The 16,473-nt window shown below is 36.2% G+C and carries 17 protein-coding genes and 1 riboswitch; of the genes, 9 read left to right on the top strand and 8 right to left on the bottom strand.

Annotated elements, in window-relative coordinates; all coding sequences use genetic code 11:
• Positions 1-41 precede the first annotated feature (41 nt).
• Positions 42-875: a TetR/AcrR family transcriptional regulator gene (locus tag OR571_RS01230; protein ID WP_282241052.1), complete on the bottom strand. Its 834-nt coding sequence runs from the start codon at positions 873-875 to the stop codon at positions 42-44.
• A gap of 100 nt (positions 876-975) precedes the next feature.
• Between OR571_RS01230 and OR571_RS01225 the strand changes: the two genes are divergently transcribed.
• The 6 genes from OR571_RS01225 to OR571_RS01200 all read left to right on the top strand — a co-directional run bounded on the left by OR571_RS01225 (position 976) and on the right by OR571_RS01200 (position 7,385).
• Positions 976-4,065 (top strand): efflux RND transporter permease subunit, encoded by a 3,090-nt coding sequence (locus OR571_RS01225; protein ID WP_282241051.1) that lies wholly within the window; start codon positions 976-978, stop codon positions 4,063-4,065.
• Positions 4,066-4,327: 262 nt separating this feature from the next.
• Positions 4,328-4,741, top strand: coding sequence for a MarR family winged helix-turn-helix transcriptional regulator (locus tag OR571_RS01220; protein WP_282241050.1), 414 nt, complete (start codon positions 4,328-4,330; stop codon positions 4,739-4,741).
• A gap of 19 nt (positions 4,742-4,760) precedes the next feature.
• Positions 4,761-5,939 (top strand): MFS transporter, encoded by a 1,179-nt coding sequence (locus OR571_RS01215; RefSeq protein ID WP_282241049.1) that lies wholly within the window; start codon positions 4,761-4,763, stop codon positions 5,937-5,939.
• Positions 5,940-6,110: 171 nt separating this feature from the next.
• The gene (locus OR571_RS01210; RefSeq protein WP_400789960.1) at positions 6,111-6,377 is read left to right on the top strand and encodes a YqhV family protein; all 267 of its coding nucleotides are present in this window, start codon (positions 6,111-6,113) and stop codon (positions 6,375-6,377) included.
• Between the two features lie 154 nt (positions 6,378-6,531).
• Complete coding sequence (locus tag OR571_RS01205; RefSeq protein WP_282241047.1) at positions 6,532-6,852, top strand: PadR family transcriptional regulator; 321 nt, start codon at positions 6,532-6,534, stop codon at positions 6,850-6,852.
• On the top strand, positions 6,849-7,385 hold the full coding sequence (locus OR571_RS01200) for a DUF2812 domain-containing protein (protein ID WP_282241046.1): 537 nt from the start codon (positions 6,849-6,851) through the stop codon (positions 7,383-7,385). The genes OR571_RS01205 and OR571_RS01200 overlap by 4 nt, the downstream gene beginning before the upstream one ends.
• 60 nt (positions 7,386-7,445) lie before the next feature.
• On the opposite strand, the gene OR571_RS01195 is transcribed toward OR571_RS01200, so the two are convergent.
• Together OR571_RS01195 and OR571_RS01190 are read right to left on the bottom strand one after the other, a co-directional pair.
• On the bottom strand, positions 7,446-8,225 hold the full coding sequence (locus tag OR571_RS01195; protein WP_282241045.1) for an ABC transporter substrate-binding protein: 780 nt from the start codon (positions 8,223-8,225) through the stop codon (positions 7,446-7,448).
• A 306-nt stretch (positions 8,226-8,531) separates the two neighbouring features.
• A complete protein-coding gene (locus tag OR571_RS01190) occupies positions 8,532-9,086 on the bottom strand; it encodes a helix-turn-helix domain-containing protein (RefSeq protein ID WP_282241044.1) in 555 nt (184 codons plus the stop codon).
• A 115-nt stretch (positions 9,087-9,201) separates the two neighbouring features.
• Here OR571_RS01190 and OR571_RS01185 point away from each other — a divergent pair, with 115 nt between their 5' ends.
• The 3 genes from OR571_RS01185 (at position 9,202) to OR571_RS01175 (ending at position 11,966) form a co-directional block, all read left to right on the top strand.
• On the top strand, positions 9,202-9,786 hold the full coding sequence (locus tag OR571_RS01185; protein ID WP_282241043.1) for a LysE family transporter: 585 nt from the start codon (positions 9,202-9,204) through the stop codon (positions 9,784-9,786).
• A 578-nt stretch (positions 9,787-10,364) separates the two neighbouring features.
• Positions 10,365-11,162, top strand: coding sequence for an alpha/beta hydrolase family protein (locus OR571_RS01180; RefSeq protein WP_282241042.1), 798 nt, complete (start codon positions 10,365-10,367; stop codon positions 11,160-11,162).
• 159 nt (positions 11,163-11,321) lie between these two features.
• Positions 11,322-11,966 carry an FMN-dependent NADH-azoreductase gene (locus tag OR571_RS01175; RefSeq protein ID WP_282241041.1) on the top strand — a complete coding sequence of 215 codons (645 nt, stop codon included), beginning with the start codon at positions 11,322-11,324 and terminating at the stop codon, positions 11,964-11,966.
• A gap of 383 nt (positions 11,967-12,349) precedes the next feature.
• Here the strand turns inward: OR571_RS01175 and OR571_RS01170 are convergent, their stop codons facing one another.
• From OR571_RS01170 to OR571_RS01150, 5 genes are all read right to left on the bottom strand, one after another.
• Positions 12,350-12,499 (bottom strand): hypothetical protein, encoded by a 150-nt coding sequence (locus OR571_RS01170; RefSeq protein WP_170206507.1) that lies wholly within the window; start codon positions 12,497-12,499, stop codon positions 12,350-12,352.
• Between the two features lie 150 nt (positions 12,500-12,649).
• Positions 12,650-13,678: a PTS sugar transporter subunit IIC gene (locus OR571_RS01165; protein WP_282241039.1), complete on the bottom strand. Its 1,029-nt coding sequence runs from the start codon at positions 13,676-13,678 to the stop codon at positions 12,650-12,652.
• A 248-nt stretch (positions 13,679-13,926) separates the two neighbouring features.
• Positions 13,927-14,196: a potassium channel family protein gene (locus tag OR571_RS01160; RefSeq protein ID WP_282241483.1), complete on the bottom strand. Its 270-nt coding sequence runs from the start codon at positions 14,194-14,196 to the stop codon at positions 13,927-13,929.
• Between the two features lie 549 nt (positions 14,197-14,745).
• A complete protein-coding gene (locus OR571_RS01155) occupies positions 14,746-15,315 on the bottom strand; it encodes a GNAT family N-acetyltransferase (protein WP_282241038.1) in 570 nt (189 codons plus the stop codon).
• A gap of 297 nt (positions 15,316-15,612) precedes the next feature.
• Positions 15,613-16,095, bottom strand: coding sequence for a nucleoside 2-deoxyribosyltransferase (locus OR571_RS01150; protein WP_282241037.1), 483 nt, complete (start codon positions 16,093-16,095; stop codon positions 15,613-15,615).
• 214 nt (positions 16,096-16,309) lie between these two features.
• A riboswitch (purine riboswitch) is annotated at positions 16,310-16,411 on the top strand.
• The last annotated feature ends 62 nt before the right edge of the window (positions 16,412-16,473 follow it).

Here is a 16,473-nt window from a genome sequence, read left to right as displayed (position 1 = left end):
CAAAAAAGGCAGAATGCAATACGCATTCTGCCTTTCACTATTTAAAAATTAAAGTAACTAAGAAGTAAATAAGAAATCCATTTGCAATGAGGATGATTGCGAATATTTTCGATTAATCCCTTTACGATTGCAAGATTTAATGATGGATCAAGCAAATGCTGTTTTAGTAGGATCAATGATTCTTTTTCGATGGACTCCTCCATCTCCTCAATTTTTTGTGTAAGCATCTCTAATAACTGTTCGTTTGTTACTTCTTTCAGAGCGGGTTGTTCCATCGATCGAATAAAATCTTCTGATATGAATGCAATAGTAGCATGCTCGGCAAGTAAGTTTATTTTTTCGACAAGTGATTCAGATAGCAATTTCAAATCAAGAGGAACATTAGAGAATAACATAAGCTTTGAATAATTGCCCATTAATCCTTTAATACAATAAACTAAATCATATTTTGTGTTGATTATTTCTTCTCCATATAAACGCTCAACCATAGATAAAGTAGCTTTATCCACTAATCTATCGTACATATACATCTTTTCAATTAGTTCTTGATTATGAAATGTTTGGGCTTGTTCTTTCATAAGAACTTTGGCAAAGTCCGAGTGTTGAGAAAAGGTTTGAAAAGTAGTATAGAAATATGTGAACAAAAGTTCATTATTTTGTGTATTTTTGACCTTGTAGTCAATGTCTGAAATAAGTTGTGTCATAAAATAGTCGATTAATGAAAAGATCAGTTCATCTTTTGACTTGAAGGACAAGTAAAATGCCCCTTTTGAAATACCGCAATGATCAGTTATTTGTTGAACGGAAGTTGCTTCAAAACCTTGTTTCGCAAAAAGCTCTAATGCTTTTTCCATTATTAATTGTTTTTTACTCATATTTTTTGTATCGCTCCTAGGTGATTTCGTTGACAATTGACCGATTAGTCATTATTATAATTAACGGAGCAAGATAAGTCAATTTAGGGTAGGTGTAAAGGTGAAAGGTTTAGTTAACTTTGTATTAAAAAATAAGTTAGCAGTTTGGTTACTTACGATTATTATTACAGTATCCGGTATTTATTCGGGTACACAAATGAAAACGGAGACGATTCCAGATATTTCGATTCCATACTTAATGGTTATGGGAGTATATCCAGGAGCAACTCCTGAGCAAGTAATGGAAGATATATCGATGCCGCTCGAAAAAGCGGTGGAGAATTTAGAAGATGTAAAATCTGTTTATTCTAATTCCTACTCGAATATGGCAAATGTTCAAGTAGAGTACGAGTATGGGATAGATATGGACGAAGCGAAGCGTGCTTTGCAATCTGCATTAGATACATTGGATTTACCAGAAGGGGCCCAAGCACCAACAATTACTGCTATCAGCATGAACATGATGCCGGTTGTTGCATTAAGTGTAAGTAGTTCGACAGAGGATATCGTAGAATTGACATCCACAGTAGAAGAACTATTACTTCCGAAAATCGAAAAAATTGACGGGGTAGCATCTGCTACGATTACAGGTCAGCATATCGAAGAAGTCCAGCTTACTTATGATAAAGAAAAAATGGCTGAACTCGCAATAACAGAAGATGATGTAAAACAAATGATTCAAGCGAGCGATCTAGCTGTTTCATTAGGTTTATATGAGTTTGAAGAAGGTGAACAAGCAGTCGCTGTAGATGGTAAGTTTATGACAGCCGATGAGCTGAAAGAAATGCTTATCCCTGTTACACCAACAGCTGAAAGTCCATCTCCATTTGTAAAACTTAGTGACATTGCGACGATTGAAGTAGTAGGTAAAGTACAATCTGTTTCACGTACAAATGGTGAAAATGCGATTGCTATTCAAATAGTCAAAGGACAACAAGCTAATACAGTAGATGTTGTAAACGCTGTGAAAGATTTAGTAAAAGAAGAAAAGGCGGCTATCGATGGAATCATCATTGATATATCACTAGACCAGGGTGCGCCAATTGAAGCTTCGATTAAAACGATGATTGAAAAAGCATTATTTGGTGGATTAATCGCAGTATTGATCATTCTTTTATTCCTACGTGATTTCAAATCTACTATTATTTCGATTGTTTCCATTCCAGTTTCTATTTTCATGGCATTACTGCTATTAAACTGGATGGATATTACATTAAATATGATGACATTAGGTGCAATTACAGTTGCAATCGGACGTGTAATCGATGACTCTATCGTAGTAGTAGAGAACATTTATCGTCGTCTGCATTTGAAGTCAGAGAAGTTAACGGGTCGTGCGCTTGTACGAGAAGCAACGATTGAAATGTTCAAACCAATCATGTCCTCTACATTAGTAACAGTGGCGGTTTTCGCACCACTTATTTTTGTTGGTGGTATGGTCGGTGAGTTGTTCATGCCTTTCGCGTTAACGATGACGTTCGCGCTTGCGGCATCATTAGTTGTTGCGATTACGATCGTTCCTGCTTTATCTCATTTCTTATTTAAGAAAAAGTTATATGGAGAAAAAACAGAAAGCAGCCATAAAGAAGCAGGTAAAATGGCGAATGGCTACAAAGGTATTCTTAACTGGAGCTTAAATCACAAAGTTATTACTTCACTCATAGCCATTGTTCTATTAGCTGGAAGTGTTGCACTAACACCATTAATCGGATTTAGTTTCATGGGTAGTGAAGAAGAAAAAGTAATGTACTTAACATATACGCCAGAAGCAGGCGAGTTGAAAGAAGATACATTAGAAAATGTTAGTGTGGTAGAGGAAGAACTGCTGAAACGCGATGATATTGATATCGTCCAATTATCTGTAACAGAAAGTGCAGATGAGATGACAGCGATGATGGGTGGAGGAGCAGGCGGTGCATTAATGTACCTAATCTTTGACCCTGACATGAAAGACTTCCCAGAAGTTAGTTCAGAAATTGAAGATTATGTGTTTAACATTGGTCAAACTGGCGAATGGAAGAGCCAAAACTTCACTTCTATGTCGATGTCTACAAACGAACTTAGCTATACATTCTACAGTGAAGATTTAGATAAACTAAATGAAGCGGTAGAAATGGTTGAAGGAGTTATGAATGAAAACGACGGCTTAGAAGATGTTTCATCAAGTGCAGAGGATGCATATGTAGAGTATACATTCAATGTAGAGCAAGATGAACTTCTGCAATATGGCTTAACGACGGGTCAAATTGTCATGATGTTAAACCCAAACAAAACACAGGATGTTTTAACGACTGTTGAAAAAGACGGAGATACATTACAAGTAATTGTTCAGCAAGAACAAGCTGCGCAACCTAAATCTGTCGATGATATTTTAGCAACGGAAGTACCGACAGCACTTGGTACAACGATGAAACTTTCCGAGCTTGTAACTGTCCAGGAAGGCACAACCTTAAATACACTTGCACGTAGTAAAGGGGAGTATTACGCAACAGTTTCAGGTACGATTCTAGGTGCGGATATCTCTAAAGCTACATCAGAGGTTGATAAGGCAATTGATAAATTAGATTTACCTAAAGGAGTTACAATTGGTACTGCAGGAGCAGCTGCTGATATGGAGGAGACATTTACACAATTAATTGTTGCAATGCTTGCGGCAATTGCGATTGTTTACTTTATCCTTGTTGTGACATTCCGTGAAGGTGTCGCACCGTTTGCGATTCTATTCTCGTTACCATTTGCGGTAATTGGTTCATTTGTAGGTTTATTAATCGCAGGCGAAACTATTTCTGTATCTGTTATGATGGGTCTATTAATGTTGATAGGTATCGTTGTAACGAATGCGATTGTTCTAGTGGATCGTATTGTGCATATGGAACGTGATGGAATGACAATGCGTGAAGCGATTTTAGAAGCAGGTGGCACTCGTCTACGTCCAATCTTAATGACGGCAATTGCAACAATCGGTGCATTAATCCCGTTAGCACTTGGATCTGGTGGCGGAGGCGGCGGTCTCATCTCGAAAGGGTTAGGTATTACTGTAATTGGTGGATTAGTAAGTTCTACTTTATTAACATTAATCGTTGTACCGATTGTGTATGAGATGCTATCCAAACTATTTAAGAAAAATCGTAAAGAAATAGAAGAAAACTAATATGTTAGCCCGGCAAGATGAACGATTATCTTGTCGGGCTTTTTGTATTCTTTAAAAAAAAGAATGGGTCACTTTATGGTGCTTATACACTCACGAATTAATTAACTTTTTGTCATATTAAGGAGTAAATTATTCCGTGGGAAATAATTTTATCGAAAGAAGTAAAAGCTTGTTCACCTTCTGTATAGGGTAGACAAATTTAACTTATATATTGTATAATAATAATTAGTTTCCCTAACTAACTAATGAGGAAGGTGATTTCATGGAATCATATAAACAGCTTTTTAATGAATATATAGCTATGTATCGACCATATATAAACAAGTTGAATGCATTACTGGCGTCATATAATCTAACGACTGCCCAATGGTCTATTATGTTTTTGATTTTTCGAGAAGGCGCAAAAACAATTGGCGACATATCGCTTTATCAAAATGTAGAGAAGCCAACGACGACAAAACTGGTTCAAAAACTCATAGATCTCGGATACGTAGAAATTCATGTTGGAAATGATAAAAGAGTCAAAATTGTTCAATTGTCGGAAGAAGGAGCAAAAGTATATGGTCAAGTGCGCGAAAAAATTGACCATTTTCAAAAGGGCTTATCAGAGGGTATATCTGAAGAAGAAAGACTGGTCGTAGCCCGAGTTTTAAAAGAGATTTCTAGCAAATTATAAATAAGAAGGGGAAAGATAAATGGAAAAGGAAAGATTATGGACGAAGGATTTCATTTCTATAACGGTAGTCAATTTTGTCTTAATGCTATCGATGTACTTGTTATTAGTAACGATGGCGACATATACAACGGAAACATATAATGCTTCGGCAAGTACGGCAGGTTTGGTTGCAAGTATTTTTATCATCGGTTCATTAATAGGGCGATTATTTGGTGGTAAACAGATTGCAAAAGTTGGTAGCAAGAAAATGCTTATAACCGGGATTATTATATTCAGTATTGTAACGGTATTTTATTTTGTCCCGACTAATCTTTATGTATTAATACTTATTCGCCTGCTGCATGGTATTGGTGTGGGTCTTGCTACTACCGCAACTGGTACAATTGTGTCACAAGTTATCCCGCCCAGCAGAAGTGGGGAAGGAATCAGCTATTTTAGTTTAAGTGCAGTCTTATCTACAGCTATTGGGCCACTGATTGGACTTGCGTTGATAGCTACTTTTGGTTATACAAGTATTTTTATATTTTCGTTAGTGATGGGGATTGTTAGTTTACTTCTTGCACTTCCGGTTAAAGCTCCACAAATTAAGTATGTAGCAAATTCTGAAAGCACAGGATTTAAGTTTTCAAGCTTTTTCGAATCCAAAGCAATGCCAGTGTCCATTGCTATGTTAGTAATGGCGTTGGCTTATTCAGGTATACTATCTTTTATTACAACCTATGCCGCAGATATTGATCTAGTGAAGGCAGGGAGCTTTTACTTCCTCGTTTATGCAGTTATTATATTAATTTCTCGTCCATTTACGGGGAAAATGTTGGACAGTAGAGGCGGTAATAGTGTTGCTTATCCAGCATTAGTGTTATTTGCAGTCGGAATGTTATTACTAAGCCAAGCGCATAGCAGTTTCATTTTCTTGTTGGCAGCTGCGTTTATCGGATTAGGTTACGGTAATTTTCAATCTACTACACAAGCACTTGCTATTAAAGTGACGCCGCCTCATCGTATGGGCTTGGCAAATTCCACATATTTTATCTTCCTTGACTTGGGTCTTGGATTAGGACCTTTCTTACTAGGTTATTTAGTTCCTGTAATCGGTTATAGAGGGTTATATCTATCCTTGGTAGCGCTGATCGTGATAGGAATCTTCGTTTATTATGTGTTGCATGGTAAAAGAGATAAGGAAATTCTTCAATCTTAAATTATTGTTAAATCTGTGTAAGTATTTTACACAGGTTTTTGTTGTTAGCGTATGAATGCAATAACACGAAAAATCACTAATTATTAAAAGCAACTTTGATAAAAGTGGATAAGCGTGCATACAATTTAAAGGAGATGATAAGGTAAATTATAGGGAAGAGGGTAGTTAAGACTGATTGAAAAAGCACTTCTTTTCATGATTATATTGAGAATTTTTTCTGGAAGTATTGATATAGGAGCTGCGATGCTGATGCTAAAATATAATGATTTGGAAAAAGCCTTTTACATTAACACATTACTAGCTTTAGTAGGTCCATGTATATTAATCATTACGACAGGAATCGCTCTATTTGGACTAGCCGAAAAAATATCTTTAACAAGGATGCTATGTCTGTTCGGTGGAATCCTCCTGATTCTTTATAGTTTGAAATCAAATTAAATTTAATAGCTAGCATTTTATGAACTCAAGCCACCTTTCAGACGAATGGTGGCTTTTTTTATACTACATAAATTTTCTTTGACAACTATATCGACAACTGATATAGTTGGTGTATCGGAAGTCGATATATCGTCAGGTGATAGGAGGTATATTTGTGCGACAGGAACATCTACCTTTAACAGAGGGTGTGTATTATATTTTGTTGTCGCTTTATGAACCACGACATGGTTATGGAATTATGCAATTGACAGAGGAACTAAGTAAAGGACGTGTTCAGCTAGGAGCAGGGACCATTTACGGGGCAATCAAAACATTAGTAGGGCGGAAATGGATTGTTGCGTTAGATGATGACGGACGCAAAAAAGAATACGTTATTACCGACTTAGGGAAAACTATGGTGGAATACGAAATGAAGCGATTAAATGAGTTATATGAAAATGGTTTACTAATGACGAAAGGAGAGAAACTAAAATGAAAAAAGTAAAATATCGCTTGTATGTGGATTATGAGAAAGAAGAACAATGGATAAATGAGTTGGCACAGCAAGGATGGCTTTTAGAGAAGTTTAAGTTCTTTCGCTTTACATTTGTAAAAGGAGAAGCTGGATCTTATATTTATCGAAACGAGTTACTTGCAGGGCTTGCTTTAAAGGATAAAAATGAATATCTCCAATTTTTAAAGGAAAGTGGGATAGAAATAGTAAGTAAATTCGGAGGTTGGGTATACTTTCGGAAAAAAGCATCAGATGGACCTTTCGGAATTTATACGGACACTGCTTCGAAAGTTTCATACTTTAATCGGATTATTGGACTTTTCACCTTATTACTAGTTTTTAATATTATTATTGGTATTGTAAACTTGATTATTTCAGGTTATGCCGATAGTCCAGTCAATTCTTATACTAGTTTCTTCAATTTTGCAGCGGCTATTCTTATAGCGGTTCCTACTATAAAAGTGTATCGACGTAAAAAAGCATTGCAAGAGCAACAAAACTTATTTGAGCAATAAAGATAAAAAGGAATCAAGTAAGCCTTAAACTAGAAGGCTTTGATTCCTTTTTATATTGCTTTAAATACTTTCGACTAATTCTTTCAGGTATGCCCCGGCTTTCTCCATTCTAGATCCGTACCAGAACATTTCGCCTTCTACTAATATGATTTTGGTGTTTGGTAGAAATGCTTGAAATTCGGCTATATGTTTTTCTTGGTAAGGAAATGGTTCGGATGCGAGTAAAAGGACATCAAGGTTTGCAGCTACCAACTCTTCTTTGGTGACAGCGGGATATCTTGACCTTTCTTTTGCAAAAGGATTATGCAAACCAATCGTATGTAGAACGTCATTAATATAAGTAGTTCCTCCAACGACCATATATGGTTTTCGCCAAATTACGTAAGCAGCGTTTTTCACTTGTCCGCGTGAAGAGGGGAATACAGCTTTACAAGAGTCAACGAGCAAATTTGCTTCGGACTCTTTATTTGTTAGTGTGCCGAGCGTCTTTATAAATCGATACGAATCTTCAATTGACTGAACTTCTAAGACAAACACGGGTGCAATTTTTTCAAGAGCTTGTACTATTTCTAATGTGTTTTCTTCTTTTTCAGCTAAGATGAGATCGGGTTGCAATGCTCGTATTTTCTCTACGTTTACTTCTTTTGTTCCCCCTACAATTGGTACGTTTCCGACAGTTCCTTCTGGAAAAATACAAAATTTAGTGCGACCAACTATTTCATTCTCTAGACCTAGCGCAAAGAGTGTTTCTGTAATGGCTGGGCAGATTGTGATGATACGTTTTGGTGGAATAGAGATGTTTACTGGTCGCCCAGTATGGTCTGTTAATATGTCTGTCATTGAATTTCCTCCTAAACAATCTATACAAAGCTTCTTGGTATATCATTCGATGTTAGAGGAGTGTTCTCCTTTTTCTAAGAGACATGAAAAATGGCTGCTTACATTTAATGAATAAAAAGTGGAGATAAATCAAAGTTGGTGAGGAAAAAAAGTAACTGAAATTGGAATTAATAAAGGAGCAGAAGTTGGAAATCGTTAAATTACTATTCTAAACCCAACAGAATTAAGAGATATAAAAGTTTAGACATAAGGCGAAAAGGGGCTATCCCACGAGGCGACAATTTATGACTTATGGGATAGCATTTTTTACGAAGGATAATAAAGGATCATGCTTAATCGGGTTAATACTTCTCCTGAATTATGATAAGTATGGGGTTTGTCCGCCTTGAATCGAATTGAATCACCACTTCTAACTGTGTATTCATCTTTATTTACACATATAGTTAGTTCCCCTTCAAATACAGTTATGAGCTCTTCAGTCCCTTCTAAATGGGCATCCGCACTTAAGAATCCACCTTTTTCTATTTCGACAGAATAAACCTCGAAGCGTCTATCATTCTCAAAGGGAAAGTTAGGATAGACTCGATATTTTCCATTGTCTTCGGATAAGGTCTGTAGATCATTTCGTAGAATGACTTTTGTATCTGTTTGCGGAATATTTATCAGGGTAGAAAAAGAAATCTTTAACCCATTTGCTATTTTCCAAATAGTTGTTATCGTTGGCGTCGATTCTCCTCTTTCAATTTGACCGATCATCGTTTTACTTACTCCAGTTAACTCTGCAACCTTCTCAAGACTTAGTTTCTTTTTCTCTCTTAAATCCTTTAAATTTCTGGCAATGATAAGATGTATTTCTTCCATAAAAACACTCCTGTTCTCGTTGCACTATATAACGTCCATGATGTACAATAAAACGTAAATCGTTATAGTGATCATATAGGACATTATAACATACGAAAGAGAGAGGGGTCATTTTATGCCGTTATTTTCATTGCTTTTATATGCATTTGTTTCTAGTTTTACCCCAGGTCCAAATAACATTATGGCCATGTTATTTGCGAACAAATATGGTTTTAAGAAAACATTTAAATTTTGTTTAGGTGTAGGCGTAGGTTTTTTTGTAATATTGATCCTAAGCGCATATTTTAATTTACTGCTTCATAATTTTCTTCCCAAAATAGAATTCATAATGAAGCTCCTAGGTGCTGCTTATATGCTTTATCTTGCAATTAAAATCGTTACTAGTAAAAATGCTGGTAACGACAATAATGGGGGCAGTAATAATAGTTTTTTTGTAGGAGTGGTGCTGCAATTTATAAATCCGAAGGCAATCTTATATGGTATAACTGCCATGTCAACTTTTGTTCTTCCGTATAATAGTTCCCATTTCAGCTTACTTTTTTATTCAATGATCCTAGCTTCTATAGCTATCATGTCAACTAGCAGCTGGAGTATGTTTGGTTCCATTTTTAAAGAATTTATTGCGAAGTATAAAAATCAGTTCAATATAGTAATGGCTTTGCTATTAGTCTATAGTGCTATTACTATCCTTATAGGATAAATCAGTCGTCTTTTAAAAAAGATGGCTTTTTGTGCTTGAGGAAATCATAAAATTCTAGCCATGTGGATAACTATTTACATGTAACATAAGTAAGTTAGAATATTTTTTAATGAAACGAAGTATAGGGATAATGCGTCTTAAAGCTTGCCGAAATTGTCATACTAGACTTCTGCTATGAGCGCAAACAGTTTTAAAGAGCGCAAGAGGTTTGTTAAGGAGCGGATACCGAAGATTTATGATCGCATGAGAAATCTGTATGAGGGCAAACAGTTTTAAGGAGCGCAAGGGGTTTGTTAAGGAGCGGATATCGAAGACTTGTGATCGTATCTGATACCTATATGATTTTTGCGGCTAGTTGCCACATTGAGGTGCTAGCTGGTTTTTATTCTGACCTTTTCTTTAATGACTAAATGGGATTCTCTTCGTTTATGTAAGAAGAAAAACAGTTAATTAGAGCAGAAACGAGAAGGGAGGAAATAATCATAACTTATATTATGAATTGACCTAATGACATCATTAATTTATAATACCTAGTAAACAAGTTAGAATAGTAAAAATTAAAAAGGGAGCAGGATAATATGACTGAATCGATTTCAATTCTTTGTGACAACGTATGCCTTTCTGGAGTGCTTCATCTCCCTGAGGGAATCCAAGATAAAAAAGTTCCGCTTATTGTTCTTTTACATGGGTTTGTAGGGAGCAAAGTAGGAGAGCATCGACTATTCGTGAAAGCAGCCCGAAAGTTTACAGATAAAGGCTATGCTGTTTTTCGCTTCGATTTTAGTGGGTGTGGAGAAAGCGATGGAGATTATGCAGACGTTACAGTTTCAAAGCAATTGAGTGAGGTTCAAGCAGTACTGGATTATGTATCGACGCTAAAAGAGGTGGATACAAAAAATATTATTTTGATTGGCCATAGTCTAGGAGGGGCGGTTGCATCTTTAACGGCATCTGTAGATAAGCGAATCCGTCAACTGATTTTGTGGTCGCCTGTTGCTAAACCATATGAAGATATTACGGCTATCTTGGGAGATACAGCTTTACAAACTGCTAAGGCGTTAGGTGTTTTTGATTATAACGGTTTTTATGTAAGTCAGCAGTTTTTAGAGGATTTAAAAAACCATTATCCACTTGAAGCTATTCATTCTTATAAAGGACAACTACTTGTCATTCACGCGGCGGAAGATAAAGATGTTTCAAAAGAGAACGCTGTTTACTATTCGGAATCATTGAAACGCGGAAATACCGGAAATATCCGTTATATTAAAGATGCTAATCATACATTTTCGAGCTATTCTTTTGAAGAGCAATTGTTTGAAGAGACGTTAGTGTGGCTAGAGAAAAGCGAAGTGAATTCTAATAAAATAGCATTATAACAGTTTTCACTATAAGTTCCTCTTTATTGCTATTTCATCTATGATATCTTTGTTGAGCATTAAAATAGATTTCTAATAGAAGCTTGTGCTAGAATAAAAAACGTTATGCTAGTTACTAAAGGTAACCTAATAAGAAAAAGCTTTGGAGGAAAGAACTCAATGAATATTTTAGTAGTAAAAGCAAATAACCGTCCAGCGACGGAAGCTATATCAAGCAAAATGTATGAAACATTTATGGAAACAGTAAAAGACGCAAAAGAACTTAATGTAACTACTTTTGACGTGTTTGCAGAAGATATGCCATACTTTGGTCAAGATTTGTTTAATGCATTTGGAAAAACACAAAACGGGGAAGAGTTAACAGATTTAGAACAACGCTTATTAGCTGCTAAACAAAAAGCAATGGATGCTTTATCTGCAGCAGACGTAGTTGTTTTCGCATTCCCATTATGGAACCTAACAATTCCAGCGAAATTACAAACTTTTGTAGATTATACTTATCAAGCAGGATATGCGTTTAAATATAGCCCAGAAGGCCAATTAATCAGTTTAATGCCGGAGAAAAAAGCAATTCTATTAAGCGCTCGTGGAGGAATCTACTCTACACCTGAGTCGGCACCAATGGAAATGGCAGCTACTTACATGCGCAATGTCTTCGGTGGCGTTTTCGGAATGTCTGTAGAAGAAGTAATCATCGAAGGTCATAATGCAATGCCAGATAAAGCAGAACAAATTATTGCTGAAGGTCTTGAAAAAGTAGCTGCGGTTGCAAAATCATTATCTACAGAAACAGTTAACGCTTAATACAGTGAGAAAATCCCGCATTCGGGTAGAATGTGGGATTTTTTATTGGTATTCTATTTTAGTTGTAAATAGGGTTTTCTGGAGCACCTACTATATACATAAAAACAAAACTAAACTTTATTTCTAACTACCCAAAATGGCAATTGGATTAAATACTTCAAAATGAATATGATCCTCTGGCTGCATATACTGCATAGCCTAGCGCTTCTTGTTGGATTCCTCTTTTTTGATTGGTTAAATAGATTATACAAATCTGGAGCTTTGGAAAATAATAATTCATAAAATTTCTTTCCGATTTCCTTACTATTTTCTTTTACAATTCCAGCAAAATTACAAAATCCCACATTCAACGCTAAAGTTTAAATGTGGGATTTATAGTTAAGTTAAAACTTCGGAAAAACATACGAGATTAAAAACCACAGTATACCGAAAAAGATAATTAGATAGGCAGCGTATTTAATAAATGTTGCGCCTACCAAACCCGAATCTGACTTTTCTTCTCGACGTACTTCAACGCGTTTCTCTTCGTCCATTATTAATCACTCCTAGACTATTTTCTCTTAAAATCTATTTACCCTGTTTACTTTGAAAGTAAACTTGGAACTTTGGACAAGTAATTGAATGAGGGGGAAAATAAAAAGCCAGACAGAAATCTCTGGCTTATCTCTTTAATATATAATTGACTATTGAATTTCCATACGTAAATCACCAGTTCTAGCTAAACCTCTAGCTTTTAGCAAATGATAAACAGTGAGAGAAATGAGTGCTGGTAAAATGACACCTAATACAATATACATTAATAGAACAATTACACCTTGGTTCGCAAGAATATTTAAAGGGGCGATAAATGAATTAAGACCAAGACCTGCTAATGTATAAGGAACTTCAAAATGGAACATTAATATCGCAATTGGAGCACAAATAACAGAAGATAGAAATGGTCCTATGACAAGAAGCGGATTTTTAACGATATTTGGAACTTGTACTTTCGGTGTTAAAAAAGATTGAGCAATATTTGCACCTAGATCATTTTGTTTGAACGACATCGCCGTCCATCCGGCAAATTGAGCTGTACATCCAATTAAAGCGGCCGCACTGGAAACTGGATCAAGTTGCAGAGCAATTGCAATAGCTGCGGATGAGGCGGGAGACATAAGGAAAATACTCCAAACAAGTCCTATAACTATTGACCCCATAAGCGGAGATCCTGAAACAGAGTTTGCGATAAAACTACTTAACTGCTCTAAAAGTGGAGTAGTAACCGCTGCTAATCCAACACCTGCGACGCCTCCTACTAAGATAGCGGCGAATGGAATTGCTAGCATATCTAATTTTGTCTTACCGGCAATGCGTTTTCCAACCCACACTGCAAAAACGGTAGCTAATACAGCACTGATCGGTTGTCCTGTAGTAAGAATCCAAGCACCATCTGCATTCATATGAAGTGCATTTGCACCGACTGTACTAGAGGCCATGGCACTGAAAATAACTAATGTATTCCCACCAAGTTGATAGGCGATACCAGCACCTATTGCGGGTGCTAGCATTAGCTGCGCAGCCTTGCCGATTGTGGTAAAGCCTTCCCATCCTGTGAACGTGCCAAAAGTTTCTATAAGAAGGCCGATACCTAGGGTGACAAGTACCGCATTTGCAAGTCCTTGCGACGCCTTATACATTCGTTCGATTATATATTGTTTCGTCGTTTGTTTCATTTCTAAATACCTCCAAATATACTATATGAAATATATTGCTAATTTTTAAAAAATAAAAAGCTCTCCATTAGGATGAGCAATTACTTTTAATGCATGATGATCAATACTCTTAGTATATATTTTTTATTCTACTAAATTGTTATAATATTAATATAATTATTAAGAGTAGTCAATACTATTCTAAAATAAGAAATAGTGAGTAAAAAGAGCCGAAGATTTTATGAAATCTTCGGCTCTGGAGTGTATAACTATTTTTTCGCTTTGTCACGTAATTTATTTCTTTTTTCCTCTAATGCTTCCGCATTTATCATTGTTTTACCTAAGGTGAGAAGGGTGATAAACATGACTCCAGTTCCCACTACTAGATAAATCATTGTAAACACTTTTCCAAGATCCGTAGATGGATAGAGGTTTGTTTCTACACCAGTCGGTATCAAGCTTACAACACAGAAGTAAATAGCGTCCAATACGTCCCATCCTTCTTTTTTCGTATAGAAAAGAGTACCAGAAAGAAGGATAAAATAAAGTAGTAAACAGAGATAGAAAGATTGGTTCCTTGAAAGCTTTAAAGAATGCTTCTATAAATCGTTTGACGGTTAATATAAAGGATAACATATTGGTTCACCTGCAAAAGTAAATTTTTGTCTCAGTATTATAGCAAAAATATAAGTACTCATACTAACAGAAAGCCTATCGCTAGGTTTCACTTACATAAAGTGAAACTTCCATCAGTGGGGGTTTTTCGACGCCCAGGACGTGCTAGTGGGGACGTTGCGACATGGACGTCGCGCTTTTAGTCCCCGTCATCCCCCACTGATTGTTAGTTGTGTCCCACACGATGTGGGTCACACAGACGTTGCAAACGCTCTTTTATTTTGCGACGAGCTTTGCGCAGGAGCAACACGATGTTGCGTACTTAGTCTGGGATCATTTCATCGGGCGCATGCCAGCAATTGATCTCCCACTTGTCTTTTCGCTTTTCTTAAATCTTGAAGGGGGAGTCTTACTGCCCGTTAAAGCGGGATAAAATTAAAGACCAGGTTAGATATCTCTAACCTAGTCTTCTACTATTTTAAACTAATGTTTGTGGAGATTTCAGTTCTTAATGATTCCCATTCCTCGCGTAGAATCCCCATTCGAATGGAATCATAATATTGACCGTCATAATAACGAACTTTTCTAATGCGTGCTTCCATTGTCATACCTAGTTTTTCTCCGACACGAATCATACGCTTATTACCTGACCATGTTGCGTATCCCACACGCACCAGAGGCATTGTATGAAACAAATGGGTCATCCAAAGTTTTAAGGCGCGTGTCCCTAAGCCTTTCCCCCAGCTAGGAGCCTCATGAAACACTATTCCCATCTCGAGCCATTTGGAAGGTTCGTGCTCCCAATAATAGGAAACAATACCGCAAACGATTCCCGAAACTTCAATGGCCCAAAAATTATCTCGAGCAATATATGAAGCTGCATTTTCCATAAAAATGTCGAATGCGATTGCTTGATGTTCATAGTAAGGTGCATCCCACTTTTTCCACTCGGGAGCTTCATCCTTGAAAGCTAATTCCCAAAGTCTAGGTAAATCATCCAATTGAAGGGGACGAATGATCAATTCATTATCTTGATAAAACATAAAATTCCTCTTTTCATTTCATAGTTTTAAATATATGAATTAGATTGAAAAGAGATGGCGTAAGCCTTTTACTTTTCAATCACCATTGTACGTTTTTCATCTTCAACACTCCTCTCTATTTATATAGTTTATTTTAATTCAAATATTCAAATAATGATATAACGAAAAAGAGCTTTGTAACTGTGCACAGCTCAGTGTAAATTTTTATAGGGGCATGAAAGTATATTGAATGAGAAAATAAAGTTTTAAAAGTATAAAAAAATCCTGTGCATTTTGACCACAGGATTCTTCTATAAATTAAAACTTTGCATTCTTTAGTGTTTCTCCTAATTGCTCAACAGAATTTACAATCATACCATTTTGTTTGATCAAGCCGACTACAAATAAGTTGCGATACATAAATTGGTTCTCTGTTCCATCTGCAACTAATGCGTCAATTTTTTTCGTATTATCTCGACCTTGTTGACGTGTATCTGTGTAAAGTCCGAAAATAGGACGATCTAACATAGAAAATGCACCGATTTCAGCAGCGACGCCAGCATCAATTTCAACACCGTCGATAACAGCCACTAAAAAGTCGCTTTCTTTTAATGCTTGCATATCCGCTCCTGCAATTGCGAGACTGTCTGCATAAGCAGCTTTGTCATTAATGGACATGTTTTCTTGGGGCACATATAAATCGACTCCTGGAATCGCTGTACGCACCTCTTTTGCAACTAATTCATTGATCATTCTGTCCCCTAAACCAAATAACCCATTTGCTAAATAACCTTTTTTCATCCTATTACCTCCTCTATCACCTCTATAATTTTATGAAAGAATAGAGGTGAATACAATGTTCATTCGTCGTAATAAATTCTACTTTGTATGAAAAATAATATTCTGTTCATACTATGCCATATATATGTAAGAAATATTATGTATGGTAATTTTACTATTTCGAATAAGGACAAACGTTTGGATTATAGGAACGGTGAAGCATAGAATTTCTTCATTCCAACTGGGAAGAAATTTCTGTATAGAATCAGATATCTGGGCTGATCGTCTCTACCTAATCACCGAAAAAAACTAGACTACAGGAAGTATGATTAAAATTAGTATGAGGATGGGTTAGTGTACACTATCCTCTCTTTGAATCCCTTATTTTTCATTCTTTCT

This window comes from Psychrobacillus sp. NEAU-3TGS, from assembly GCF_029955155.1.
GTDB lineage: Bacteria > Bacillota > Bacilli > Bacillales_A > Planococcaceae > Psychrobacillus.
This window is presented reverse-complemented; position numbering and strand designations above follow the sequence as displayed.